Source organism: Hoeflea sp. 108 (assembly GCF_000372965.1).
Lineage (GTDB): Bacteria > Pseudomonadota > Alphaproteobacteria > Rhizobiales > Rhizobiaceae > Aminobacter.
The window spans coordinates 4,562,763-4,587,276 of sequence record NZ_KB890024.1; the positions used below are offsets into that span (position 1 = coordinate 4,562,763).

At 64.1% G+C, this 24,514-nt stretch carries 21 protein-coding genes; 12 read left to right on the forward strand and 9 right to left on the reverse strand.

Annotated features, from left to right (window positions below; translation table 11 throughout):
* Window position 1: 1 nt before the first annotated feature.
* On the reverse strand, window positions 2-3,175 hold the full coding sequence (locus B015_RS0122705) for a helicase-related protein (protein ID WP_018430042.1): 3,174 nt from the start codon (window positions 3,173-3,175) through the stop codon (window positions 2-4).
* 740 nt (window positions 3,176-3,915) lie between these two features.
* Between B015_RS0122705 and aqpZ the strand changes: the two genes are divergently transcribed.
* Entirely contained in the window at window positions 3,916-4,602 is a 687-nt protein-coding gene (gene aqpZ / locus B015_RS0122710) for an aquaporin Z (RefSeq protein ID WP_026227614.1), read from the forward strand.
* A 77-nt stretch (window positions 4,603-4,679) separates the two neighbouring features.
* On the opposite strand, the gene B015_RS0122715 is transcribed toward aqpZ, so the two are convergent.
* Together B015_RS0122715 and B015_RS0122720 are read right to left on the reverse strand one after the other, a co-directional pair.
* Window positions 4,680-5,402: a beta-ketoacyl-ACP reductase gene (locus tag B015_RS0122715; RefSeq protein ID WP_018430044.1), complete on the reverse strand. Its 723-nt coding sequence runs from the start codon at window positions 5,400-5,402 to the stop codon at window positions 4,680-4,682.
* A 96-nt stretch (window positions 5,403-5,498) separates the two neighbouring features.
* Window positions 5,499-6,683: an acetyl-CoA C-acetyltransferase gene (locus B015_RS0122720; protein ID WP_018430045.1), complete on the reverse strand. Its 1,185-nt coding sequence runs from the start codon at window positions 6,681-6,683 to the stop codon at window positions 5,499-5,501.
* Window positions 6,684-6,980: 297 nt separating this feature from the next.
* Between B015_RS0122720 and phaR the strand changes: the two genes are divergently transcribed.
* Window positions 6,981-7,580 carry a polyhydroxyalkanoate synthesis repressor PhaR gene (phaR, locus tag B015_RS0122725; RefSeq protein WP_026227615.1) on the forward strand — a complete coding sequence of 200 codons (600 nt, stop codon included), beginning with the start codon at window positions 6,981-6,983 and terminating at the stop codon, window positions 7,578-7,580.
* A gap of 311 nt (window positions 7,581-7,891) precedes the next feature.
* Window positions 7,892-8,320, forward strand: a complete 429-nt coding sequence (locus B015_RS0122730; protein ID WP_018430047.1) for a heme-binding protein — start codon at window positions 7,892-7,894, stop codon at window positions 8,318-8,320.
* A 95-nt stretch (window positions 8,321-8,415) separates the two neighbouring features.
* Here B015_RS0122730 and B015_RS0122735 read toward each other — a convergent pair whose 3' ends face one another.
* The 3 genes from B015_RS0122735 to mtgA all read right to left on the reverse strand — a co-directional run bounded on the left by B015_RS0122735 (window position 8,416) and on the right by mtgA (window position 10,030).
* Window positions 8,416-8,829 (reverse strand): hypothetical protein, encoded by a 414-nt coding sequence (locus B015_RS0122735; protein ID WP_018430048.1) that lies wholly within the window; start codon window positions 8,827-8,829, stop codon window positions 8,416-8,418.
* Window positions 8,830-8,978: 149 nt separating this feature from the next.
* On the reverse strand, window positions 8,979-9,161 hold the full coding sequence (rpmF, locus tag B015_RS0122740) for a 50S ribosomal protein L32 (RefSeq protein WP_026227616.1): 183 nt from the start codon (window positions 9,159-9,161) through the stop codon (window positions 8,979-8,981).
* A 158-nt stretch (window positions 9,162-9,319) separates the two neighbouring features.
* Window positions 9,320-10,030 (reverse strand): monofunctional biosynthetic peptidoglycan transglycosylase, encoded by a 711-nt coding sequence (gene mtgA / locus B015_RS0122745; RefSeq protein WP_051091992.1) that lies wholly within the window; start codon window positions 10,028-10,030, stop codon window positions 9,320-9,322.
* Between the two features lie 128 nt (window positions 10,031-10,158).
* On the opposite strand from mtgA, the gene B015_RS0122750 reads away from it, so the two are divergent.
* The 4 genes from B015_RS0122750 to B015_RS0122765 all read left to right on the forward strand — a co-directional run bounded on the left by B015_RS0122750 (window position 10,159) and on the right by B015_RS0122765 (window position 14,389).
* Window positions 10,159-11,076: a polyprenyl synthetase family protein gene (locus tag B015_RS0122750; RefSeq protein ID WP_026227617.1), complete on the forward strand. Its 918-nt coding sequence runs from the start codon at window positions 10,159-10,161 to the stop codon at window positions 11,074-11,076.
* A gap of 120 nt (window positions 11,077-11,196) precedes the next feature.
* Window positions 11,197-13,530, forward strand: a complete 2,334-nt coding sequence (locus B015_RS0122755; protein WP_018430052.1) for a response regulator — start codon at window positions 11,197-11,199, stop codon at window positions 13,528-13,530.
* 200 nt (window positions 13,531-13,730) lie between these two features.
* Window positions 13,731-13,922, forward strand: a complete 192-nt coding sequence (locus B015_RS33405) for a hypothetical protein (protein ID WP_157632812.1) — start codon at window positions 13,731-13,733, stop codon at window positions 13,920-13,922.
* A 2-nt stretch (window positions 13,923-13,924) separates the two neighbouring features.
* Window positions 13,925-14,389, forward strand: coding sequence for a PTS sugar transporter subunit IIA (locus B015_RS0122765; protein ID WP_018430054.1), 465 nt, complete (start codon window positions 13,925-13,927; stop codon window positions 14,387-14,389).
* A gap of 3 nt (window positions 14,390-14,392) precedes the next feature.
* Here the strand turns inward: B015_RS0122765 and B015_RS0122770 are convergent, their stop codons facing one another.
* Entirely contained in the window at window positions 14,393-15,247 is an 855-nt protein-coding gene (locus B015_RS0122770) for a lytic transglycosylase domain-containing protein (protein WP_018430055.1), read from the reverse strand.
* Between the two features lie 2 nt (window positions 15,248-15,249).
* Window positions 15,250-16,503 (reverse strand): flavodoxin-dependent (E)-4-hydroxy-3-methylbut-2-enyl-diphosphate synthase, encoded by a 1,254-nt coding sequence (ispG, locus tag B015_RS0122775; protein WP_018430056.1) that lies wholly within the window; start codon window positions 16,501-16,503, stop codon window positions 15,250-15,252.
* 278 nt (window positions 16,504-16,781) lie between these two features.
* On the opposite strand from ispG, the gene B015_RS0122780 reads away from it, so the two are divergent.
* The 5 genes from B015_RS0122780 to B015_RS32765 all read left to right on the forward strand — a co-directional run bounded on the left by B015_RS0122780 (window position 16,782) and on the right by B015_RS32765 (window position 23,518).
* Entirely contained in the window at window positions 16,782-17,564 is a 783-nt protein-coding gene (locus B015_RS0122780) for a 3-hydroxybutyrate dehydrogenase (protein WP_018430057.1), read from the forward strand.
* Window positions 17,565-17,591: 27 nt separating this feature from the next.
* Entirely contained in the window at window positions 17,592-18,722 is a 1,131-nt protein-coding gene (locus tag B015_RS0122785) for a patatin-like phospholipase family protein (RefSeq protein ID WP_018430058.1), read from the forward strand.
* 244 nt (window positions 18,723-18,966) lie between these two features.
* The gene (locus B015_RS0122790) at window positions 18,967-20,097 is read left to right on the forward strand and encodes an efflux RND transporter periplasmic adaptor subunit (RefSeq protein ID WP_018430059.1); all 1,131 of its coding nucleotides are present in this window, start codon (window positions 18,967-18,969) and stop codon (window positions 20,095-20,097) included.
* 2 nt (window positions 20,098-20,099) lie between these two features.
* Window positions 20,100-23,273: an efflux RND transporter permease subunit gene (locus tag B015_RS0122795; protein WP_018430060.1), complete on the forward strand. Its 3,174-nt coding sequence runs from the start codon at window positions 20,100-20,102 to the stop codon at window positions 23,271-23,273.
* Window positions 23,274-23,365: 92 nt separating this feature from the next.
* Window positions 23,366-23,518, forward strand: a complete 153-nt coding sequence (locus B015_RS32765; protein ID WP_018430061.1) for a DUF3309 family protein — start codon at window positions 23,366-23,368, stop codon at window positions 23,516-23,518.
* A gap of 8 nt (window positions 23,519-23,526) precedes the next feature.
* On the opposite strand, the gene B015_RS0122805 is transcribed toward B015_RS32765, so the two are convergent.
* The gene (locus B015_RS0122805) at window positions 23,527-24,486 is read right to left on the reverse strand and encodes an NAD-dependent epimerase/dehydratase family protein (RefSeq protein ID WP_018430062.1); all 960 of its coding nucleotides are present in this window, start codon (window positions 24,484-24,486) and stop codon (window positions 23,527-23,529) included.
* Window positions 24,487-24,514: the final 28 nt, after the last annotated feature.

The following is a 24,514-nucleotide window of genomic DNA, read 5'->3' on the forward strand; positions in this document are numbered from 1 at the left end:
GTTACTTCTTCAGCTGGTCGCGCAGCGCCGCGAGCTTGGCGAAGGGCGAGTCGGGATCGATGCGCACCGGACGCTCCTCGCGCGGCTTCTGCTGGAAGGCGGGCTTACCCTTGAAGCCACCGCGATCGCCGCCGTGCTTTTCGCCCTGCGGCCGTTCGTTGCGGTTGCGGTGCTCAGGGCGACCGCCCTCACCCTGCGGCTTGCCACCGGGCTTGCGGTCGAAGCGCGGACGACCGCCGTCGCGGCCCTCGCCACCTTCACGCGGGCCGCCGCGATTGGCCTCGCCCGGCCGAGCAGCCTGGCCATTGCGCTGGTCGCGCTGGCCGCCGCGCGGGCGGTTGTTGTCATGGCGATGACGCGGACGCTGCTCGAAACGGCCCTGACGCCAGATGAGGATCGGCTTGGGCTCTTCGGCCTGCTCCGCAGCGTCTGTCGAAGCAGTTGCCTCCACGGCAGGAGCTTCCTCGGCGGCGGCTTCCGCCGCCACCTCGACCACGGGCTCGGCAACAGTCTCTTCGGCTGCGGTTTCCGCTGGCGCCTCGGCAACCTCGGTCACGGCTTCGGCAACGGCCGCTTCTTCTGCAACGCCTTCGGCGGCTGCGTCTTCAGCAACCGGCTCAGCGGGAGCTGCTTCCGCAACCTTGGCGGCAGCGGCCTGTTCGGCAGCTTCGCGCGTGGCCGTGTCGATGGCTTCGAGCTTGTCCTTGACCTCGGCGGCCGGCTTGGGCTCGGCGCGGTAGCCAAGGCCTTTCAGGATCTCTTCCATGTCGTCGCCGGTGGCCCCGAGGATCGACATCATCTGCGGCGTTACGATGAAGGCCGAACCGTCATAGGCACCATCGGGACGCGTGCCGCTGCCCTGCTTCCAGGCCAGCGCGGGACGAATGAGATCGGCAAGGCGCTCCAGGATGTCGACGCGCACGGCACGGCGGCCGAGATTGCGGAAACCGGCCAGCTTGTAGAACGACTTGTCGAAGGCCTGGTCGATGACAACAGAGGTGCGGCCGGCAGACAGCGCATGGACGACGTCGCCGAAGCCGGGCTTGTCCTTGCCGTCGTTCTTGATCGCCCACAAAAGCGTGACCAGACCCGCCGGTGCCGGTTTGATCAGCGCGGGCACAAACACGTGATAGGCGCCGAAGCGCACGCCGAGACGGCGAAGGGCAGCGCGCCCCTCCTGGTCCAGCGACTTCACCTCTTCGGCAATGTCGCGGCGGTTGATGAGGCCGAAATTCTCGACCAGCTGGAAGGCGATGCCACGCCCGATGCCCGAAAGCTGCTCGGCCGACTTGAGATCGACCAGCGGCTTGAGCAGAAGCTCGACCTGGAAATTGATGAAGCGCTCGGCGCGCGCCGCCACCTTGTCGCGGGCCGGGCCGGTCAGCTGCTCGTCGGCCAGAAGCACGACGCGCGGCTTGAGTGGGTCCTCGCCCTCGACCAGCGTGCCGATCGGCGCGCCGATCCAGCGCAGGACACCATCGGAGCCCAGCGCGATGTCGCCGTTGGGCGACGCGGCGAAACGCTCGGCGCGCGCTTCGAACTCTGTCGCCAGCGCCTTCTGCGCTGCCGTGCGCACTGCCTTGGCGTCCTCGCCACCGGCGCTTTGGTCGGCGGTGAAACGGAACCCTTGCAGTTCGCCGACGTGATGGCCTTCGACGAGGACGGTTCCGGACGGGCTGATTTCGGCTTCAAGCATGGTGTTTTCTCTAAGGCGGCGCATGAGGACGGAAGTCCTGCGGTCTACAAAGCGTTTCGTCAACCGCTCATGCAGCGCATCCGACAATCTGTCTTCGATGTCGCGTGTTTTTTCTTGCCAGTGTGCCGGATCGGCAAGCCAACCGGGGCGGTTTGAGACGAAAGTCCAAGTCCGGATCTGGGCGATCCGGTGCGAAAGCGTGTCGATGTCACCCTCGGTGGAATCGGCGCGACGGACCTGTTCGGCCATATAGTTCTCGTCGACATGGCCACGCCGGGCGAGGTCGTCATACATCGATGCGATGAGATCGGCGTGCTGCGCCGGCGCGATCTTGCGATAGTCGGGCAGCGCGCAAGCTTCCCACAGCAGCGCCACCCGCTCGCGGTTCGTGGCAAGTGCGCGGATTTCGGCATCGCGTGACAGATGCTCGAGCGCCTGGGCATCGACAGCCGGCAAAGCACGCGTCAGCCCCTCCACGGGAGCGACCGTCTCGATCGAGCGCTTCAACGCATCAATGCTGGCAAAGTCGAACTGGACGGTTCGCCACTGCAGCACCTTCACCGGATCGAAATCATGCGCTTCGATCTTTTCGATCAGCTCCTCGTCGAACGGATCGACGCGACCGGTGACGCCGAAGGTGCCGTCGCGCAGATGGCGACCGGCACGTCCGGCGATCTGGCCGAGCTCGGCGGCGGTCAGCTGGCGGAACTGGTAGCCGTCGAACTTGCGGTTCTGGGCGAAGGCGACGTGGTCGACATCGAGGTTGAGGCCCATGCCGATGGCATCGGTGGCGATCAGGTAGTCGACGTCGCCCGACTGGTAGAGCGCCACCTGGGCGTTGCGGGTGCGTGGGCTGAGCGCGCCGAGCACGACGGCCGCCCCGCCCTGCTGGCGCCGGATCAGCTCGGCGATGCCGTAGACCTCGTCGGCCGAGAAGGCGACGATGGCCGAGCGGCGCGGCAGCCGGGTGAGCTTCTTCGACCCGGCATAGGCGAGATGCGACAGCCTCGGACGGGTAACCACAGACACGCCCTTGAGCAGCTTCTCGAGAATGCCGCGCATGGTGTGGGCGCCGAGCAGCAGCGTTTCTTGGCGGCCGCGCAGATGCAGGATGCGGTCGGTGAAGATGTGGCCGCGCTCGAGGTCGCCGGCGAGCTGGACCTCGTCGATGGCGACGAAGGCTGCATCGGTCTGGCGCGGCATGGCTTCGACGGTGCAGACGGAATATCTGGCGCCGGCAGGCTGGATCTTCTCCTCGCCGGTGATCAACGCGACCTTGTGAGCACCGACCTTCTCGCACAGCCGCCCGTAGACCTCGCGGGCCAACAGCCTGAGCGGCAGGCCGATGACGCCGCTTTCATGCGCCACCATGCGCTCGATGGCGAGATGGGTCTTTCCGGTATTGGTCGGGCCGAGCACGGCCGTGACGTCGCGCCCTGACAGGATCAGCGGGTCGTTCTGCCTGGAGTGAACATTCATTTCAAGAAACCACCCTCGGCGCCGGTCGGGACCGGCGTTGCGGCGCCTTCGGACGCCGAGTGGACACATAGGGATTTGCGCGCCAAAGCGAAAGCGGAATGTTCCGGTTTAAGAGTTGGAACGAGTCTGGAACGAATCAGCGACGAATCACTGACTCTGGACGATTCAGGTTTTGTTCACCCCAACATATTGAAGAACAGCTGGCAAGCGGCACCACATGCAGACTCACTAAAGTGGCCAGTTCCCGATTCCGCGCCGTTGCCGTTAACCTTTGCCGGCAAGGTCGCGCCCAGCAGGGTGAAGCCGCACGCAAAATAATGAAATTATTGATGTTTCCTACTCAGGCGTTAACAGCAGCGAGGCCTGCAACCGCGATTTGATTAAGACTTGAACCAAATGCGGAACGAACTGGCGACGAATCGGTGACCGTACCTGTTTCCCGGTTTGTTCACCGCTAGATGTTGTGCCGCTTGATCTCCTCGGGCGGATTCGAGGCAAGTCCGGTGCAAGTTCGCATGCGAAAGCCCACAACCGCCGTTAACCTTTGCGTGCCATTCCGGCACGAACAGCCTGTAGCGAAAATATCTGTGATTGCATTCCGTTAGGTCATACTCGCTGGTTGTGTACAACGCCGACGCGTGTCTCCATGGCCAGGTTGAGTCTGTGCGGCGGGGTTGCCTGGACAGGGCCTCCGGAAAATGCGGCGCACCGCGCAGGCGCACGACACTGGAGGGACCAACATGAAACGACTGTTCGCCGAGTTCTTCGGCACATTCTGGCTCGTCTTCGGCGGCTGCGGCAGCGCCGTCCTTGCGGCGGCATACCCCGATCTCGGCATCGGCTTTCTCGGCGTTGCGTTTGCGTTCGGCCTGACCGTTCTCACCATGGCCTATGCTGTCGGCGGCATTTCCGGCGGCCACTTCAACCCGGCCGTTTCGGTCGGCCTGCTGGTCGGCGGCCGCTTCGACGCCAAGGACCTGATCCCCTATGTGATCGCCCAAGTGTTGGGCGCCGTCGTCGCCTCGGCGGTGCTCTATGTGATCGTCAGCGGCAAGGCCGACTTTGCCGGCATCGGCGGCTTCGCCACCAACGGCTATGGCGATGCATCGCCCGGCAAATACGGCATGACGTCCGCACTGGTCATCGAGGTCGTGCTGACCTTCATGTTCCTGATGATCATCCTCGGCTCGACCCATGGCCGTGTGCCCAAGGGCTTCGCCCCCATCGCCATCGGCCTGGCGCTGACCCTGATCCACCTGATCTCGATCCCGGTCACCAACACGTCGGTCAACCCAGCGCGTTCGACCGGACCGGCGCTGTTCGTCGGCGGCATCGCCCTGCAGCAACTGTGGTTGTTCTGGGTCGCGCCGATCGTCGGCGCCATCCTGGCTGGCATCACGCACAAGGCGCTGTTCGAGAGCGAGTGAACAAACCCGACTTCCTTGCCAAGAAAAAAACGGCGCCGAAAGGCGCCGTTTTCCACTGTTGAAATGCTGACGGGCGGTCAGACGAAATACTGCCCGCCATTGGCGGTCAGCGTCGCGCCGGTGACAAAGCCCGACTCGTCGGAGGCCAGGAACACCACGCAGCGCGCAATTTCCTCGGGCTCGCCGAGACGGCCGACCGGAATCTGGGCGATGATCGATTCGCGCACCTTCTCGGGAACTGCCATCACCATTTCGGTGGCGATGTAGCCGGGGCAGATGACGTTGACCGTGATGCCGGCGCGTGCGCCCTCCTGCGCCAGCGCCTTGGTGAAGCCGATGTCGCCGGCCTTCGACGCCGAATAGTTGGCCTGGCCCGCCTGGCCCTTTTGGCCGTTGATCGAGGAGATGGTGATGACGCGGCCGAACTTGCGGTCGCGCATACCGCTCCACAGCGGGTGGGTCATGTTGAAGACGCCATGCAGGTTGGTGTCGATGACTTCCTTCCACTGCTCGCGCGTCATCTTGTGGAACATCGAGTCGCGGGTGATGCCGGCGTTGTTGACCAGCACCGCAACCGGGCCAAGATCGGCCTCCACCTGCCTGATGCCGGCCTCGCAGGCGTCATAGTCGGCGACCGACCATTTGTAGACCGGAATACCCGTCTCTGCCTTGAACTTCTGCGCGGCCTCGTCGTTGCCGGCATAGTTGGCAGCGACCGAGTAGCCCGCGTTTTTCAGCGCGATCGAAATAGCGGCACCAATGCCGCGCGATCCGCCGGTGACGAGTGCGACCTTACCCATTCGTTTCCCCTTTTCTGCTGCTTGGATGACTTGCCCTTATGACAGGCATTTAAAGACGAAGAGGGCGGCACTTAGGCCGCCCTCTCGCATTTCGATTTACATCGCCTCGACACACATCGCGACGCCCATGCCGCCGCCGATGCACAGGGTCGCCAGACCCTTTTTGGCTCCACGCCGCCGCATCTCGTAGACCAGCGTGTTGAAGACGCGGGCGCCCGACGCGCCGACCGGATGGCCGATGGCAATCGCGCCGCCATTGACGTTGACGATGTCAGGGTTCCAGCCCATGTCCTTGTTGACCGCGCAGGCCTGCGCCGCAAAGGCTTCATTGGCCTCGACTAGGTCGAGATCGCCGACCGACCAGCCAGCCTTCTCGAGCGCCTTGCGCGAGGCCGGGATCGGGCCGGTGCCCATGATCTGCGGATCGACTCCAGCGGTTGCCCACGAAACGATGCGCACGAGCGGCGTCAGGCCGCGTCGCACCGCTTCCGCCTCGCTCATCAGCACCACGGCGGCCGCGCCGTCATTGATGCCGGATGCGTTGCCAGCGGTGACGGTGCCTTCCTTGTCGAAGGCCGGACGCAGCTTGGCCAGCGCATCCATGGTCGTGCCGGCACGGATGTATTCGTCCTGGTCGACGATGGTATCGCCCTTCTTGCCCTTGATCGTGACCGGCACGATCTCGTCCTTGAAACGGCCGGCAACCTGGGCAGCTTCGGCCTTGTTCTGCGAGGCAACAGCAAAGCGGTCCTGCTCCTCGCGGGTCAGCTGCCATTGGCGGGCGACGTTCTCGGCGGTGTTGCCCATGTGGTAGCCGTAGAAGGCGTCTGTCAGGCCGTCCTTGATCATCGTGTCGATCATCTTGAAGTCGCCCATCTTCACGCCGCCGCGCAGGTGCTGGCAGTGCGGCGCCATGGACATCGATTCCTGGCCGCCGGCGACGATGATCTTGGCGTCGCCGATGGCGATCTGCTGCATGCCGATGGCGATGGTGCGCAGGCCCGAACCGCAGAGCTGGTTGAGGCCCCAGGCAGTCGCCTCCTGCGGGATGCCGGCAGCCATGGCCGCCTGGCGCGCTGGGTTCTGCCCCGCACCTGCCGTCAAGATCTGGCCGAGGATGACCTCGTCGACTTCCTTGGCATCGACGCCGGCACGCGCCAGCGCCTCCCTGACCGCGATCGCACCCAGCTCATGCGCCGGCGTGTTGGCGAAGGCGCCGTTGAACGAACCGACCGGCGTGCGTGCCGCACTGGCGACGACGATGGAGGTGGAGGCGGACATGTTTCTCTCCAGACTTGGTGAAACGAGAAGGTTTGTTGTGCGTCGAAGAAATTGGCGCTCACGACTTTTCTTGCCCGTTCCAGGACCCGAGTCAAACCGGAAAATCGGCTAGCGGCTCATGCTGCGCTTGCAGTGCAGCAATGCTGCGCAGCATTTTTTTGCCGGCATGTCCGGGCTTCTCGTTCTTGCACTGCACAAAGCGCTTGGATTTGCAGTTGCTTTGCGCGTATCCTGCCCCCGAGGCGCAATGTTACCGGCTGCTTACACGGCAATCCGGTCTTCCGGGGGAGGATGCTGATGCCTGCAAAAGACGAGCCGGTGGTGATCAAGAAATACGCCAACCGGCGGCTCTACAATACCGGCACGAGCACTTATGTGACGCTCGAGGACTTGGCCGAAATGGTCAAGAAGGGCGAAGAATTCACCGTGCAGGATGCCAAGTCCGGCGAGGACATCACCCATCCGGTGCTGACCCAGATCATCTTCGAGCTGGAGAACAAGGACGGGCAGAACATGCTGCCGATCCCGTTCCTGCGCCAGTTGATTTCGTTCTATGGCGACCAGATGCAGATGGTGGTGCCGAGCTTCCTCGAGCAGTCGATGATCGCCTTTGCCAAGGAACAGGAACGCTTCCGCGAGCAGATGAAGTCGACCTTCGGCAAGGCGCCTATGGATATGATGAAGGGCGCCACGCCGATGAAGGCGCTGGAAGAGCAGACCCGGCGCAACATGGAGCTGTTCCAGAACGCCATGCGCATGTTCACGCCCTTCCCGGCCGCTTCGGGCAGCGCGCCGGCCGAGCCGGCACGGAAGGAAGCAGCCGAGAAGCCCGACGATCTCAAGGAGCTGAAGGAACAGCTCGCTGCAATGCAGCGCAAGATCGATTCTATGGGGTGAGGCACGGTCGGCCCAGAGCGCACTCAAAAAGCCAACTGCTTGGCTTTTTGAGTGCCGAACGCCCGGAGCGACAGCGAAGGGCTGGGGCTTTTTGTTTGAGAACGCCGGGGAGCTGTCGGGTTCAGCCCCCCACTGGGGCAGCGCAACTCATCATCTAAGCCCGACGGCTTCTCACTCCGGCGCCAGCGCCAAAGCCAACCGTACGCCACCCTGCCCTACCCTTTCAGGCGAGAGATTTTCAACCTGACGCAGGGTTTTGCTCTGCTCACCGAGCGTGTTTTCTAGGCGCGCAACATCGGAGGAACCCCATCATGACCGAACTGACGCTGGCCAAGGCCAACGCCATCATTACCACCGCATTCGAACTGGGCGCCCAGCAGGACTTCAAGCCGCTGGGCGTTGCCGTGCTCGATGCCGGCGGCCATCTCCTGGCATTCCAGCGCCAGGACCGCGCGCCCTTCATCCGCGCCGAGGTTGCCTCGGGCAAGGCCTATGGCGCGCTCGCCGTGGGCACCAGCTCGCGTGCGCTCGGAGTTGCAGCCGTAGAGCGTCCACATTTCTTCCAGGGACTGTCGGCGGTATCGGGCGGCAAGATCGTGCCGGTCCCCGGCGGCGTGCTGATCCGCAACAAGGACGGCGATGTGCTGGGTGCCGTCGGCATTTCCGGCGACACGTCTGACAATGACGAGCTGGCGGCAATGGCCGGCATCGAGGCGGCCGGCTTCGTTGCCAAGGTCTGAGGCGATCCCAGACAAGGCATGACGCGGCTTTCCGTCGGAAACCGCATCAAACCAAAGAGCGCGTTTTCGCGATTCGAGGGAATCGCGGCGACGCTCTAGTCGCGGCCGAAGGTGACGTCGCGGTTGGCCGATCGGATCGAGACCGAGAAGCCAGCCAGGACGTCGAGCAGGGCGATTACCACCAGGATGAAGAAGACCGAGCTGGTGGCGCCGCGCATCAGCAGGAACTCGACCAGGAACGCCACGAAGACGAAGGTCGACAGCAGGTGGTCGATGACAGAGGCGCTGCCCGTGCGGGTCGCCTTGACGATCTCGACGAAGAACAGAAGCAGCGCAACGACGATCAGCAGGTCGCCGAGGGTGAGCGTGAAGACGCCGCCCGACATCATGCCGAGCGAGACGACCGTGGTCTGCCACGGATCCCCCGCGGGGCCGCTGCCGAACAACCCGGCAAGGCCGGCGTTGTAGAGAATGAAGGGCACGATCAGAAGGGGGATGCCGGCAAGCATAAAGCTACTCCGCGTTTTGCTCGCCCTTGTAGAAGGGGCCCGGCCGCTTCGGTCAAGGACTTCGTGGCTTCACCCGATCACCGACGCACAAAAAGAAAGGACCGGCAAAGCCGGTCCTTTCTGATCTAAGCCCGTCCGGAAGAAGCTTCTCAGCTTTCCTTCGGCGTCAGAACCTGGCGACCGCGATACATGCCGGTCTTCAGGTCGATGTGGTGCGGACGGCGCATTTCGCCCGAGTTCTTGTCCTCGACATAGGTCGGGGACTTGAGGGCGTCAGCCGAACGGCGCATGCCGCGCTTGGACGGGGAGGTTTTTCGTTTTGGAACAGCCATGGATACACTCCACTAATCGGTCAAGTGACCCTGTCCGCCCTCGTGAAAGGGCCGCATCCAAGGCCGGAATATGAAGAAGTCGGGGAGCCTATACACGGCGAGGCCAAGCTTGACCAGCCCGAACCGACTCTTTTTTCAGCCGACGCACAATGCCGGCGCTAGTCCAGACACTGGACATAAGCGCCTGCCCTTGAGGCACGGCGCTCGATCACCGAAGCAAGCCGCCTGAGCCCGGCACCCGGCTTGGCCGGGTTGCGTGCGGCGGGGTTCGGCAGCGTTACCGCCAGGAGTGCTGCCTGCCGCCGACTGAGCTGGCTTGCGGGCTTGCCAAAATAGTGCTGCGAGGCCGCCTCGATGCCGTAGATGTTCGGGCCCCACTCGGCGATGTTGAGATAAATCTCCATGATCCGCCGCTTGGACATCAGCGCATCGAAATAGATCGCCAGCGGCAGCTCCGCCGCCTTCCGGATGAATGAGCGGCCGTTCCAGAGATAGAGGTTCTTCACCGTCTGCATCGGGATGGTCGAGGCACCGCGGGTCGATTCGCCATCCAGCGCATCGCTGATGACGCCACGAAGCTCGCCGAGATCGACGCCCCGGTGCGAACAGAACTGCCCGTCCTCGGACATGATGACGGAATGGGCGAGCACCGGGGCGATATCGTCGAGCGCCACCCATTGCCGGTCGTAGCCCTGCAAGGTGACGATGTCCTTGACCATAAGGGTGGAGATCGGCCGCACGAAGGGTGGCATATAGAGAATGGTCAGCACGACCGGCAGAGCGATCAAGGCCGCAGCCGCAAGCGCCCCGAGCCGCACCCAGCGGCGCAGGCTTCCGCGCGAGAGGATCCCGCGTCGCGCTGCAGCCATGTCCAGCCCTTCGGTTTCCGGCTCTATGATCGGTTCCGCCAACCCGCCTGCCCTTGCCTGTCAGCCTTTCGGCATAAAGGCGCTTGGCTTCTTGCGCAACGTCTGTGTGTCCGCTACCGCTCGCCACCATGACGATCGACAGCGATATCATGTTCGAAACCGCCTTGAGACTGCGCGCCGACGCCGTCGAGACCCAACTCGGTCACCTGCTCAGCGACCATATGCTGTCGGGCGAGATATCGCGGCCCGGTCACCTGATGGCGGCGATGCGCCATGGTGCGCTGAACGGCGGCAAGCGGCTGCGCCCGTTCCTGGTGCTGGAAAGCGCCGCGCTCTTTGACGCCGACGGCGAGGCTGCGCTGCGTGTCGCTACCGCACTCGAATGCGTACATTGCTATTCGCTCATCCATGACGACCTGCCGGCGATGGACGATGACGACCTGCGCCGCGGCCAACCGACCGTCCACAAGGCGTTCGACGAGGCGACTGCGATCCTGGCCGGCGACGGCCTCTTGACCTTTGCCTTCGACATTATCGCCGACGAGGCCACCCATCTGCCGGCCGAGCGTCGCGCAGCCCTGGTCCTGGCGCTTGCCCGCGCCGCCGGCCCCGGCGGCATGGTCGGCGGCCAGGCGCTCGACCTCGACGCCGAACGCAACAAGCCCGACGAGGCTGGTATCATCCGTCTGCAAGCGATGAAGACAGGCGCGCTGATCCGCTTTGCCTGCGAGGCCGGCGCCATCATCGCCGGCGCCTCTACCGCCGAGCGCGAAACGCTCGCCGAATTCGGCTCGGCCATCGGCCTCGCCTTTCAGCTTGCCGACGATCTGCTCGACCTCACGGCGGACGCCAAGACCATGGGCAAGGCGACGGGCAAGGATGCGGCCGCCGGCAAGGCGACGCTGGTTTCTCTCCATGGCGCCAACTGGGCCCGCGCCCAGCTCGCCGGTCTGGTGACCCAGGCGCATGCCCTGCTCGAGCCCTTCGGCGAAGGCGGTGCGATGCTCAAGGCGGCCGCAAGCTTCGTGGCCGAGCGCAACAGCTGATCCGGCCTGACAGCCAGTAGATTCGTGCCTGCGCCAGGCTTGGTGCGGGTCAGAATCTCTTAATGTTAATAGTGTCTATTCCAGCTCCATAAAATTGTGCGTATGTGTTTGGGGTTGCGCATGCCGGAGCACTCGTCCTTCATCCGTTCGATACGGATCAGATACCTGTCGGGTCTCCTGATCTTCGCCGCGACGTCAGCCGCGGTCATGGCCGCCTTCAACCAGGGCAATGCCTTCCGCCGCGATGTCGACGACATCGCCTCGCATCTGCAGTCCTTCACACGTGAATTGCGAAACGCCACGAGCTTCGCCGAAACCACGACGACGGCCTGGCGCCCGGAGACGCGCGAGGCGCTCGCCTCTGCCGCACGCAATCACGCTGCCCGCATCGAAGGCGGCATCACCGAACTGAGCACCGCAATCGACGCGGTGCGCCCAGACCTGTCGACCAAGTCGCAACGCGAGCTGGACAGTGCCGCGGTCAATGGCGACCTGTTCTGGTCGGCGCGCGATATGGCGCGCAATCTCAGTGCCCTCGCCACCGCCCAGAACGCCAGCGAGTGGAGCTATCGCGAGATCCGCAACCAGAACGACCTGTTTGCCCAGCCGATGCTAGTGCGGGCACGCAACGTTATGGAAGAGGAACGCCGCGTCGCGGAAGCACGCAGCGACAACCTGCTGATGATGGCAAGCGTGCTTTTGATGCTTGTCATCGGCGGCGTCGCCTTCTGGGTCTTCCGCCCGATGGAAAATGCCATCCGCCGTGCCTTTGCCGAGACCGCAGAATCATTGTCGAAGGCCGAGGCGGCCGACCGCGCCAAATCGGAATTCCTCGCCAATATGAGCCATGAGATTCGCACGCCGATGAACGGCGTGCTCGGCATGGCCGAGCTTCTCGCCCGCACGGACCTAACCCCGCGCCAGAAGACCTTCACCGATGTCATCGTGAAATCGGGCAACGCGCTTTTGACCATCATCAACGACGTGCTCGACTTCTCCAAGATCAACGCCGGCCAGTTGACCCTCGACCCAGCCCCGTTCCATCTCGGCGAAGCGGTCGAGGACGTGGCGACCCTGATCTCGGCACGCGTCGCCGAAAAGAATCTCGAACTCATCGTCCGCGTCGATCCGCGCCTGCCCAGCCATGTAATCGGCGACGTCGGTCGCTTCCGCCAGATCATCACCAACATGCTCGGCAACGCCGTGAAGTTCACCGAGCGCGGCCACGTGCTGGTCGACGTGACAGGCGAGCCGGTCGACGACACGGTGGCGCTGAAGGTGCGCGTCGAGGACACCGGCATCGGCATCCCCGCAGACAAGCTGCAGAGCGTCTTCGAGAAGTTCGCCCAGGTCGACGGCAGCTCGACCCGCCGTCATGAAGGCACTGGCCTTGGCCTCGCCATCGCCGCCCGCCTGGTCGACCTGATGAGCGGCCATATCGGCGTCGAAAGCGAGCTCGGCAAGGGTTCGGTGTTCTGGTTCACCGCCATGCTGCCCGCCTATGAGGCACAAGACACCGGTACCGGCGTTCCCGTCGACGTGACCGGGGCGCGCGTGCTGGTCATCGACGACAATCCGGTCAACCGCGAGATCCTTCTGGAGCAACTCAAGAGCTGGGGCTTCGACTGCGCCGCGGCCGAAAGCGGCGCCATCGGGCTCGCCTTCCTCGACCGCGCTGCCCAGCTCGGTGCCAGCGTCGATTGCGTCATCCTCGATTACCAGATGCCGGGCATGAATGGCGCCGACGTTGCCAAGGCCATCGCCGCCGACAGCCGCACGTCATCGATCCCCGTCGTGCTGCTGACCTCGGTCGACCAGATCGACTTCAGCCGCATGGTGCTCGATTTCGGCATCGCCGCGCACCTGACCAAGCCGGCCCGTTCGGCGGTGCTGCTCGGCACCGTGATTGCCGCTGTGCAGAAGGCGCGCTCCCAGGCCGGACGGACGCAGTTCGTCCGCGAACCGGTCAGGCAGACCCAGCAGCCGGCCTTCACCGTCATTCGTGGCCCGGCGCAAGCGCCGCTCGCCCAGCCCGAACCAGGCCCATTACAAGGCGGAGCGCTCGACGTTCTGGTAGCCGAGGACAACGAGGTCAACCAGCTGGTCTTCGGCCAGATCCTGTCGGGCCTGGGGCTCAGCCACCGCATCGCCGGCAACGGCCGCACGGCAGTCGAGATGTACCGCACCTTCAGGCCCAAGCTGATCCTGATGGACGTCTCGATGCCCGAGATGAACGGTTACGAAGCGACACGCGCCATTCGCGCCGAGGAAGAAGCCAACGGCACCCGCACGCCCATCATCGGAGTAACGGCGCATGCGCTGAAGGGTGACCGCGAGAAATGCCTGGATGCCGGCATGGACGACTACCTGCCCAAGCCGGTGTCGCCCGACAAGCTCGGCACCAAGATCGGCACCTGGCTGAGCGAGAGCGCCGAATTGGTTCAATCGGCCTGACGAACGACACCAGGCGTCCAGCTATGCAACGATCACGCGGCGTCCCAGGGCGCCGCTTCTCGTTTCAAGCGCTGCGCCTTTATGACTTCCTTATTTCTTCGCTGTCGGTCCTGTCTCGAATCCTGATGCGGCCATCTCTAGCTTCCTGACGCGACCGGATGCGGCCACAGCCGCCCGGCGCACAACAAAGGAAGACTGCGATGCTGCGCGCTCACCTGACGCACCGGATGGCCGGTGCCGACAAATCCGACGCTGCCGTCCGCCCTGCGCGAAAGGCTGCGAACGACCATGCTTCGGTGCCCCAGACCGACCCTTTCATGTTCACCCGGCTTTTTGTCGTCACCGGCATCGTTCTGGGCGGACTGGCGCTCGCCGGCATGCTCTCCAACTGACCATGGACATATGCGACGTGATTTCGGTCGAGGACGTCGTCCTCGACCTCAGGCCGGAGGGCAAGACGCGGCTGCTCAAGGAGCTGTCCGTGCTCGCCTCCCGGCGTATCGGCGTTCAGGCCGGCGAGATCGTCTCGGTACTCTCAACCCGCGAAAAGCTTGGCTCGACCGGCCTGGGCCTCGGCGTCGCCATTCCCCACGCCAAGATGCATGGATTGCAGCGACCGTTCGGCCTGCTTGCCAGACTGCAAGCGCGCTGCCCGTTCGAAGCCATCGACGGCCAGGATGTCGACATCGCGGTCCTGCTGCTGATGCCGGAGGCCTCGCCGCAGGAGCACCTTAACGTGTTGGCCAAGATCGCGCGGCTGCTGCGCGACGAGACTGCGGTTGCAAGGCTGCGCGGCGCAGCGGACGCGGAAAGCCTGCACGGCGTGCTCGCCGAAGGCAGGCACGCCGCGCTAGCCTAGGGATCAGCGGTTGCGGAGCACGATGCAGGAGCCGCCCGCCTTGTGCAGGCTCTGGCAGATCGTATCGGCCTCGGCGCGATCATCGGCCCCGATCCTGACCGCATAGACGCCGCGCCGCCCCATCGGGGTCCTGATGCGACTGACGACTGGATCATGCGACGCAAGCAGTGCCGGGAACCGCGCCCTCATCCGCTGCCATTGGCCGATTGCCACCCCGCGCCGGAAATTGCCGGCGACCTGGATACCCCAGGGCTTCACATGGACCGTCGCCATCGGGATCGTGGCCGACATGATGACCGGCAGGTTGCGGCAGGCGTCGAGGAACGGCGTCGCGGCATCGAGCGGACGGTTGGTGCCGGCATAGGCCTTGTCGGAGAAGCTGTCGGCCGGCTCGCCCATGATGTCGAGCACATAGTCCTCGGTCTCGAGCGGCAGGAACCCGCCAGACGACAGCCAGCGCGTCACCCTGTTTTCACCGGCATTGTAGGCTGCAGCCGCAAGGCCGAGATTGCCGAAACCGCGCTTGAGTTCGCCGAGATAGCGCGCCGAGGCCGGGATCGCCTGTTCCATGTCGAAAGGATCGGTTAGCCCGCGCATCGCGGCAGTTCCGGGCATGAACTGGGCGATGCCCTCGGCGCCCGCCGGGCTGACCGCATTGGGGTCGAAGCGGCTCTCCTTCCAGATCAGCCGCGCGAAGAACTCGCTGGGCAGCCCCTCCTGCCTGGCATGGATGTCGATCAGGTCGCAGACACGGGCGACGTGATCCTTCTTGCGCGACCGCGGCGGGTCCGCGAGCGCAGGCCCGGCAATCGCCAGCGCGACGAGGCAAGCCAGCGCTGCCCTCGCCAGGCGCTGCATCGCTACTCGGCTGCGGCCCTGCCGCCGCGCCCGAACCGCTGCTCGATGTAGTCGGCGACCATCTTCTCGAAGTCGGCGGCGATGGCGGGACCACGCAAGGTGGCGGCCTTCTTGCCGTCGACGAAGACGGGAGCGGACGGCGTTTCGCCGGTACCGGGCAGCGAGATGCCGATGTCGGCATGCTTGGATTCGCCCGGGCCGTTGACGATGCAACCCATGACAGCAACCTTCAGCTCCTCGACACCGGGATACTTCTCGCGCCACACCGGCATGTTCTTGCGCAGGTCTTCCTGGATGGTCTGGGCCAGTTCCTGGAAGACGGTCGAGGTGGTACGGCCGCAGCCTGGGCAGGCAGCGACGATCGGCACGAACTGGCGGAAGCCCATGGTCTGGAGCAGTTCCTGCGACACCTGCACTTCGCGGGTGCGATCGCCGTTCGGCTCCGGCGTCAGCGAGATGCGGATGGTGTCGCCGATGCCCTGCTGCAGAAGGATGCCCATGGCCGCCGACGAGGCGACGATGCCCTTGGAGCCCATGCCGGCCTCGGTCAGTCCGAGATGCAGCGCATGGTCGGAGCGGCTGGCAAGCATGGTGTAGACCGCGATCAGGTCCTGCACCTGGCTGACCTTGGCCGACAGGATGATCTTGTCGCGCGGCAAACCGATTTCCTCGGCCAGGTCGGCCGAGATCAGCGCCGACTGGACTATCGCCTCGCGCATCACCTGGTTGGCGGTGAGCGGCGAGCCGTTTTCCTGGTTCTCGTCCATGAGACGGGTCAGCAGGTCCTGGTCGAGCGACCCCCAGTTGACGCCGATGCGCACCGGCTTGTCATGGCGGATCGCCATCTCGACGATATCGCCGAACTGCTTGTCCTTCTTGTCCTTGAAGCCGACATTGCCCGGATTGATGCGATATTTCGCCAAGGCTTCGGCGCAGGCCGGATGATCGGCGAGCAGCTTGTGGCCGATGTAATGGAAATCGCCGACCAGCGGCACGTTGACGCCGAGACGGGCCAGCCGATCGCGGATATGCGGCACGGCGGCCGCACTCTCGTCGCGGTCGACGGTGATACGCACGATCTCGGAGCCGGCGCGATGCAGTGCGGCCACCTGGGCGACCGTCTTGTCGATGTCGGCCGTGTCGGTGTTGGTCATCGACTGGACGACGACAGGTGCCGAGCCACCGACGATCACGCCGCCGACATCGACGCCGACGGAATGGCGGCGAGGAAATGGAGAGGAGAAGTAGCCGGACATGGACGGCCTTTAAGCTCGAGGTATCCGCGCCTGAGGTGGAGCGCTCGGCACGCGATGTCAATATCGCAGGTAGTCGCGCCCGCCAAGGGCGAAGCTGGCCTGCAACGACAAGTGGCTCCATTGTCATGCCTGCCGGACGACGAGTGTAGCGTCGCCGGCAGGAAAATCGCCCGCTCGCGCGGCAATTTCACGAAACCGTGCGGACACGGCGCTTTTATTGCGCCATTCAGGACGTATATGTTGCATCGCAACATGAAACCGACACCGCAGGATTCAGAATGAGCACGCGCAGAACCGCCATTGTCACCGGCTCGACCTCGGGCATCGGCCTCGCAATCGCCGAGGCATTTGCCGCCGAAGGCTGCAATGTCGTCGTCAACTCCTTCTCGGACACACCGGCCGACCACGCCATCGCCGAAGGCATCGCCGGCAGGCATGGCGTCGAGGCGATCTACGTACAGGCAGACATGTCGAAGGGCGCGGACTGCCGCGCTCTGGTGACCAGGGCGGCAGAACGCTTCGGATCGGCCGATATCTTGGTCAACAATGCCGGCATCCAGCATGTCGCCCCGGTCGACGAGTTCCCCATCGACAAGTGGGACGCGATCATCGCCATCAACCTGACCTCGGCGTTCCACACGATTGCGGCGGCACTGCCCTTGATGAAGAAGGCCGGCGGTGGGCGCATCATCAACATCGCCTCCGCTCACGGGCTGGTCGCCTCGGCCTACAAGTCGGCTTATGTCTCGGCCAAGCACGGCATCATGGGACTGACCAAGACGGTGGCACTTGAGGTCGCGCAGCAGAACATCACCTGCAATGCCATTTGCCCCGGCTATGTGCTGACCCCGCTGGTCGAAGCCCAGATCCCCGACCAGATGAAGGCCCACAACATGGACCGCGACACGGTGATCCGCGAGGTCATGCTCGATCGCCAGCCGACCAAGGAGTTCGTCACCGTCCAACAGGTGGCGGCGACCGCTGTCTTCCTCGCCTCGCCGGCGGCAGCCCAGATCAACGGCACCCATATCTCCGTCGATGGCGGCTGGACCGCCCAGTAAACAAGAAGCATCGGATCGGAAGACGCCATGACTGGAAACGGCAAGGCGGAGGAGACGAAACCCATAAACATCGCGCTCCAGGGTGGAGGCTCGCACGGAGCCTTCTCCTGGGGCGTACTCGACCGGCTGCTCGAGGACGGCCGGCTCGACTTCAAGGCCGTGTCGGGCACCAGTGCGGGTGCGATGAATGCCGTTGCGCTTGCCGACGGCTGGGTGCGCGGCGGCCGCGACGGTGCCCGCGCCAAGCTGGACGACTTCTGGCGAGCGGTGGCGCGCAAGGGTCGCTTCAGCCCCGTGCAACGTTCGCCCTGGGACATGGCATGGGGTAACTGGTCGATCGAAAACACGCCCGGCTACATCTGGTTCGACACCATGTCGCGGGTGTTCTCGCCCTACCTCGCCAATCCGCTGAACCTCAATCCGCTGCGCGATGTCGTTGCCGAACAGATCGACTTCGCCAATGTCAGGGCCTGCACCGACATCGACCTCTTCATCTCGGCGACCAATGTCGAGACCGGCCAATTGCGCGTCTTCAGCGATGGCGAGATCGACCTGAATACGGTGATGGCCTCGGCTTGCCTGCCGCAGATATTTCAGGCAGTGGAGATCAAGGGCGTACCTTATTGGGACGGCGGCTACGGCGGCAATCCGGCGATCTATCCGTTCTTCAAGGCCAACGACACCGAGGACGTGCTGCTGGTGCAGATCAATCCGGTGGTGCGCGAGGAGACGCCGAGGACGGCCAACGAAATCCAGAACCGCATCGACGAGATCACCTTCAATGCCGGGCTGTTGCGCGAGTTCCGTGCCATCGCCTTCATCAAGGAGCTTATCGCGGCCGGGCGCCTGCCGCATGGCGAATACCGTGACATCCGCATGCATCGCATCGACGCCGACGAAGCCTTCAAGGATCTGTCGGCATCCTCGAAGATAAACGCCGAGTGGGCCTTCCTCGAATACTTGCGCGATCTCGGTCGGACTGCAGCGAGCGACTGGCTGGAAGACAATTTTGATTCGGTGGGCAAGGTTGCAACGCTCGACCTTTCGGGCGAGTTGGACGACGGCTTCAAACCGATGCGAGGCCCGGCGACAGGGCGCCGCGTCCGCGAATTCCTAGCGACCAGAACCAGACCTTCAGCGGTGCGCCAGCACGGCTAGCTGTCGCGAAAAGCCGCCGAAAGCGGGATTGGAAGCACATTACCTGACAACTGCTGCCATTTTGTCAGGATGATATTTCCATTACTTTTTATCACTATTTCGTGCTTCACATTTGATGTAGAAGACGCCCTTCCGCCATTTTGCCCCCACGGCGGATTGAACACGGCATTGCGCGCTCCCATATCGGGCCGACGCGCCAAGCAAGTTGGCGGTGAAGCCGTAACCGTCTTTAACGGATAACGACATGTCGAAGATTAGGTTCCACAAGCTTGCAGCCTTGGTCGTGCTCGTCGGTTTCGCCGCCTGGATGGGCACCGGCGAATTCTCCTCGGTAGGCAGCGCCCAGACGACCCCCGAAGAAAAACCGGCCGTGGCCGAAACGCCCAAGGCGCCGGCACGCACGGTCGCCGTCGTCGTGCCGCCGCGCACCGAACACGCCCGCGCCATTCGCATTTCCGGCCAGACCGAGGCCGAAAAGCGCGCAACCCTTGCCACCCGCGCCGCAGGCATCATTGCCGAACTGCCGGTCAAACAGGGCGACCACATCAAGCAGGGCGACCTGATCCTGATGCTCGACGCCGAAGAAAAGGCAGCCGCGGTGGATACCGCCAATGCCGTGCTGTCGCAGCGCAAGGCCGAATGGGAAGCAGCCCAGAAGCTGACGAAGGCCGGATCGGCTGCCAAGCTGACCGCCGACATCGCCTGGTCCAATTTCCAGACCGCGCAGTCGCAGCTCCAGGCGTCCGAAGCCGAATTGTCGCGCAACCAGGTCAAGGCTCCGTTCAACGGCGTCGTCGATCGCGTTGCAGTGGAGCTTGGCTCCTCGGTGACGCAGGGCGGCGAAGTGGCCACGATGCTCAGCCTCGACCCGATCCTCGCCAAGGGCGAGATCAGCGAACGCGACCTGCGCTACGTCAAGATCGGCGACGAGGCCGACGTGCGCCTGATCAACGGCGAAGAGGTCAAGGGCACGGTCCGCTACATCAGCCGCGACGCCACAGCCAAGACCCGTACCTTTCCGATCGAGATCGCCGTCCCGAACAAGGACAACGCCATCCCGGCCGGCATGACCGCTGAAATCACTGTGCGCGCCAATCCGACCGATGCGGTGGTGCTGCCCCGTTCGGTGGTGACGCTGAGCCAGAATGGCGACCTCGGCATCCGCGCCGTCAACGCAGCGTCGAAGGTCGTCTTCTTCCCGATCGATCTGGTCGACGATACCCAGAACGGCCTCGTGCTCGGCGGCATTCCCGCTGACGCCAGGATCATCATCGCCGGCCAGGACCTGGTCAAGGAAGGCGATGAAGTGAAGGCCCAGGCCGCCGACGAGGCGGCCCTCAAGAAACTCGCTGAAAGCGCGGCTGGGACACAGTAACAATGGATATCGTCAGCCTTGCGATCCGCAATGCGCGACTGACCCTTTCGGTCCTGCTCTTCCTGGTCATCGCGGGGGCGCTTGCCTACCGCGCCGTGCCCAAGGAGGCAGAGCCGGACGTCGCGATTCCGATCATGTATGTCAGCCTTGTCTATCAAGGCATCTCGCCCGAGGACGCCGAGCGCCTGCTCCTCAGACCGGTCGAATCCCAGCTCAAGAGCCTCAAGGGGCTCAAGGAGATGAAGTCGAACGCCTATCAGGGCGGCGCCAACGTCATCGTCGAGTTCGACCCGTCGGTGAACCTCGGCGACGCGCTGATCGATACACGCAACAAGGTGCAGGACGCCAAGCGCGACCTGCCCGCCGGCGTGGAAGAACCGACCGTCAACGAGGTGAACCTCTCCGAATTCCCGGTCGTGTTCATCACGCTTTCCGGCGATATTCCGGAACGCACGCTGACCGCCGCCGCCAAAGAGCTGCGCGACCGCATCGAAGAGGTGCCCGGCGTGCTCGAGGCCGAGATCCAGGGCTCGCGTGACGAGCTCGTCGAGGCGATCATCGATCCGGTGAAGCTGTCCTCCTACGGCCTGCAGCTCGACCAGATGATCCAGGGCGTCGGTGCATCGAACAGCCTTGTCGCCGCCGGCGCCATCGAGGGTTCGGAAGGCAAATACGCAGTCAAGGTGCCGTCGCTGATCGAAACGCCTGAAGATGTCGCAAACCTCCCGGTCGTCGCCGGCCCCAACGCCGTCGTCAGGGTTCGCGACCTCGCCACCGTGCGTTCGACCTTCAAGGACGCCGAGACGATCGCCCGCATCGACGGCAGGCCGGCCATCACGCTTGCGGTCAAGAAGCGCATCGGCGCCAACGTCGTCGAGACCATCGAGGGCTCGAAGAAGATCGCCGAAGAGTTCGTGGCAAAGAGCAAGCAGGCGCTGCCCGACCTGCAGGTGACCTACACCCAGGACAAGTCGGTCTTCGTCAACCAGCTGCTCAATGACCTGCAGAACCACGTGATGATTGCCGTCATCCTGGTCTTCATCGTCATTCTCTACGCGCTGTCAGGGCGCGCCTCGATGCTGATCGGACTGGCGATCCCGTCCTCGTTCCTGATCGGCATCCTGCTGCTCGCCCTGATGGGCTACACGATCAACATGATCGTGCTGTTCTCGCTCATCCTGGCAGTCGGCATGCTCGTCGACGACGCGATCATCGTCACCGAATATGCCGAGCGCCGCATGTCGGAAGGCATGCCCAAGGAACAGGCCTTCGAGGAAGCTGCCAAGCGCATGGCCGGACCGGTCATCGCGGCGACCCTGACCCGCATCGCGGCCTTCTCGCCGCTGCTGTTCTGGCCCGGCATCGTCGGCGACTTCATGAAGTACCTGCCGATCACGCTGATTGTCACTCTTGCCGCATCGATGGCCTACGCGCTGATCTTCGCTCCGGCGATCGGCGCGATCATCGGCAAGGCGCCGCTGCACGGCGAAGAGGAAAATCGCGACGGCGTCTATATGGCGGTCGTCAAGAAGGCGGTGGCCTATCCGATCACCGCCATCGCGCTGACGATGATGCTGCTTGGCGGGGGACTGTACTCCTATGTGAAGTTCGGCAACGGCGTCGAGTTCTTCCCGTCGGTGGAGCCGGACTATGGCCTGCTCTACGTACATGCCCGCGGCAACCTCTCGCTTGAAGAGATGGATGCTGCGACCCGTATTGCCGAGCAGCGGATCATCGGCTGGCCGGGCATCAAGTCGGTGCTGACCAAGGTCGGCAAGACGCGCGGTGGCGAGGACATTCCGGAAGACGTCGTCGGCGTCATCAACTACGAGTTCATCGATTGGCGCGAGCGCCAGTCGGCTCACAAGATCCTCGACGACCTGCGTGTCGCGATGGCCGGCATTCCGGGCGTCGACGTCGAAGTGCGCGTTCCTGACGCTGGCCCGCCGACCGGCAAGGCCATTCAGGTGCAGCTCTCGGCGACGGATCCGGCCGGGCTGAACGACTATGCCAGGGATGTCGCGGCCGCCGTGGCCAAGGTGCCTGGTGTCATCGACGTCTCCGATGGCCTGCCGCCCCCCGGCGTCGACTGGGCTCTCCAGGTCGACCGCTCCAAGGCTGCGCAGTTCGGCGTCAGCCCGATGGCAGTCGGCACCGCCGTCCAGTTGGTGACGACTGGCCTGAAGCTGACCGACTACCGCCCTGCGGGCACCGACGATGCCGTGGACATCCGGCTGCGTTTGCCGGAAGACCGCCGCACGCTGTCGGCGCTCGACGAGCTGCGCATCGAGACCGCACAGGGTTCCGTGCCGATCTCCAATTTCGTCTCGCGCAAGCCGGAACCGACAGTCGGTGTCCTCAAGCGCATCGACGGAAAGCGCACCATCACGGTCCAGGCAAACGTGGCAGGCGGCTTCCAGGTCGCCGAAGTGCAGGCGGCGGTTGCCAAGACCGTCGGCGACATGGCCAAGCCTGGCGTCGACTGGAAGCTTGCGGGTTCGAACGAAGACAGCGCGGAAGCTGCTGCCTTCCTCAGCAACGCCTTCGGTGCGGCGATCTTCCTGATCTTCATCGTGCTGCTGGCGCAGTTCAACAAGTTCACCAGCGTGTTCCTGGTCTTGTCCTGCGTTGTCATGGCGGTGATCGGGGCGCTGCTCGGCATGCTGTTGACCGGGCAGACCTTCGTCATCGTCATGTCCGGCATCGGCTTCATCGCACTGGCCGGCGTGGTGGTGAACAACAACATCGTGCTGATCGACACCTATGACCGGCTGCGCGAAGAAGGTTGGAGCAAGCGCGACGCAGTGCTGCAGACGTGCCGCGAGCGCGCACGTCCCGTGGTGCTGACCGCACTCTCGGCCATCCTCGGCGTCATGCCGATCGCCTTCGGCCTCGGCCTCGAGATCTTCCACCATGAAACGACGATAAATGCGCCGTCGACACAGTGGTGGATCGCGCTCTCCTCGGCCATCGTCTTCGGCCTGTCGTTCGCGACGGTGCTGACGCTGGTGGTGACCCCTGCGATGCTGATGGTGTTCACCCGCGACAAGCGCAAACAGGGCGAGCGCGGCTGGTTCGGTCGCCTCTTCCGCCGCGGCAAGACCAAGGTGGAAGCCGGCGTTCCGGCGGCAGATGCCGGCGAGGCTGGAGCTGTCTTCCCGAAGGCCGCCGAATAGGCAACAGGTCATCTGACTGAAAAGGCCGCCCGGAACACCCGGGCGGCCTTTTGCGTTCAGCCTTTGTCGCAATCGACAGACGAGGCCGTGAAATGATCACCCTGCTCCTCATCATCCTGATTCTGATCCTGATCGGCGCAGTGCCGGCCTGGCCGCACTCACGCTCCTGGGGCTACGGACCATCAGGCATCGTCGGCATCCTGCTCATCGTAGTTCTGGTGCTGTTGCTTATGGGCCGGATCTGACAGCCGTGTCAGGCCGCCTTGCGCCCGGCCTCGGTCGACAGCAGGCCGAGGTCTGCCAGCGCCCCTGCCACCGCGGCATCGAGAGGCGTGTGGGGGATTTCACCGATTGTCGCCTCCAGCCGTGACGAGACGAGACGATGCGGCTCGAAGCGCAGATAGGCCATCGACACGATCGCTTTCCACATCGGCACGAACGGGCTGCCGGCGCGCAGCACCCACCAGGGCATACTGGCGAGCTTGAGCTTGTGGCCGACGATCCTTTCCATCGATGCCTTGATCTCCAGATCGGTGAGCGAATGGCCGGGGAAATTGAAGCTTTCATAGGCACCAAGCTGCCTGCGCTTGTCGGCGAGCGCCACGAAGGCCCTGGCGAGGTCGGGCAGATAGGCCCAGGCATGGACAAGTTCGACCGGCCCCGGTGCAGTGTAGACGCCCTTGGCCAGCTTGGACGCGATCACCAGGTCGAACCACGACCCGGTTCCCCTGCCGCCGAAGAAGTCGCCCGCCCGAAGCAGAATCGTGCGGACCCGCCCTGCCTCTGCCTCGCGGCGGTAGAGCTGTTCCTGCTCGGCCCTGATGCGCCCCTTCTCGGTCGTCGGGCGCTGCGGCGTATCCTCGGTGATGATTGCGGGCATGGGCGAGCCAAAATTGTAGACGGTGCCTGCCACCAGATGCTGCGCGCCATTCGCATGGCAGGCAGCCATGACGTTTTCCGCCATGGGCAGGACCGAACTCCAGTCCGAATAGACTGGGCTCAAGCCGTTGAAGACGATGTCGACGCCGGCTGTGGCGTCGATAAGCCGGGCTCGGTCGAGCGCGTCGGCTGCGATGCCTTCGGCGTCCCTCAGTTCGTACGGCAGTTTACCGTCGCGGGTGATTGCCCGCACCTCATATCCGGCCTCAAGAAATGCCTTGGCGACTGCGCGGCCAAGCCGGCCACGGGCACCCAGAATTGCAATCCTGGTCATTTCGGTCACTCCAGTTGGATGGCTATGA

Coding starts and splice junctions, on each gene's coding strand:
- B015_RS0122750 (WP_026227617.1), top strand. CDS start 10,159: ATGACGATCGACAGCGATATCATGTTCGAAACCGCCTTGAGACTGCGC.
- phaR (WP_026227615.1), top strand. CDS start 6,981: ATGCCTGCAAAAGACGAGCCGGTGGTGATCAAGAAATACGCCAACCGG.
- B015_RS0122715 (WP_018430044.1), bottom strand. CDS start 5,402: ATGGGTAAGGTCGCACTCGTCACCGGCGGATCGCGCGGCATTGGTGCC.
- B015_RS33405 (WP_157632812.1), top strand. CDS start 13,731: ATGCTGCGCGCTCACCTGACGCACCGGATGGCCGGTGCCGACAAATCC.
- B015_RS0122705 (WP_018430042.1), bottom strand. CDS start 3,175: ATGAATGTTCACTCCAGGCAGAACGACCCGCTGATCCTGTCAGGGCGC.
- ispG (WP_018430056.1), bottom strand. CDS start 16,503: ATGTCCGGCTACTTCTCCTCTCCATTTCCTCGCCGCCATTCCGTCGGC.
- B015_RS32765 (WP_018430061.1), top strand. CDS start 23,366: ATGATCACCCTGCTCCTCATCATCCTGATTCTGATCCTGATCGGCGCA.
- rpmF (WP_026227616.1), bottom strand. CDS start 9,161: ATGGCTGTTCCAAAACGAAAAACCTCCCCGTCCAAGCGCGGCATGCGC.
- mtgA (WP_051091992.1), bottom strand. CDS start 10,030: ATGGCTGCAGCGCGACGCGGGATCCTCTCGCGCGGAAGCCTGCGCCGC.
- B015_RS0122755 (WP_018430052.1), top strand. CDS start 11,197: ATGCCGGAGCACTCGTCCTTCATCCGTTCGATACGGATCAGATACCTG.
- aqpZ (WP_026227614.1), top strand. CDS start 3,916: ATGAAACGACTGTTCGCCGAGTTCTTCGGCACATTCTGGCTCGTCTTC.
- B015_RS0122730 (WP_018430047.1), top strand. CDS start 7,892: ATGACCGAACTGACGCTGGCCAAGGCCAACGCCATCATTACCACCGCA.
- B015_RS0122785 (WP_018430058.1), top strand. CDS start 17,592: ATGACTGGAAACGGCAAGGCGGAGGAGACGAAACCCATAAACATCGCG.
- B015_RS0122735 (WP_018430048.1), bottom strand. CDS start 8,829: ATGCTTGCCGGCATCCCCCTTCTGATCGTGCCCTTCATTCTCTACAAC.
- B015_RS0122780 (WP_018430057.1), top strand. CDS start 16,782: ATGAGCACGCGCAGAACCGCCATTGTCACCGGCTCGACCTCGGGCATC.
- B015_RS0122805 (WP_018430062.1), bottom strand. CDS start 24,486: ATGACCAGGATTGCAATTCTGGGTGCCCGTGGCCGGCTTGGCCGCGCA.
- B015_RS0122720 (WP_018430045.1), bottom strand. CDS start 6,683: ATGTCCGCCTCCACCTCCATCGTCGTCGCCAGTGCGGCACGCACGCCG.
- B015_RS0122770 (WP_018430055.1), bottom strand. CDS start 15,247: ATGCAGCGCCTGGCGAGGGCAGCGCTGGCTTGCCTCGTCGCGCTGGCG.
- B015_RS0122790 (WP_018430059.1), top strand. CDS start 18,967: ATGTCGAAGATTAGGTTCCACAAGCTTGCAGCCTTGGTCGTGCTCGTC.
- B015_RS0122765 (WP_018430054.1), top strand. CDS start 13,925: ATGGACATATGCGACGTGATTTCGGTCGAGGACGTCGTCCTCGACCTC.
- B015_RS0122795 (WP_018430060.1), top strand. CDS start 20,100: ATGGATATCGTCAGCCTTGCGATCCGCAATGCGCGACTGACCCTTTCG.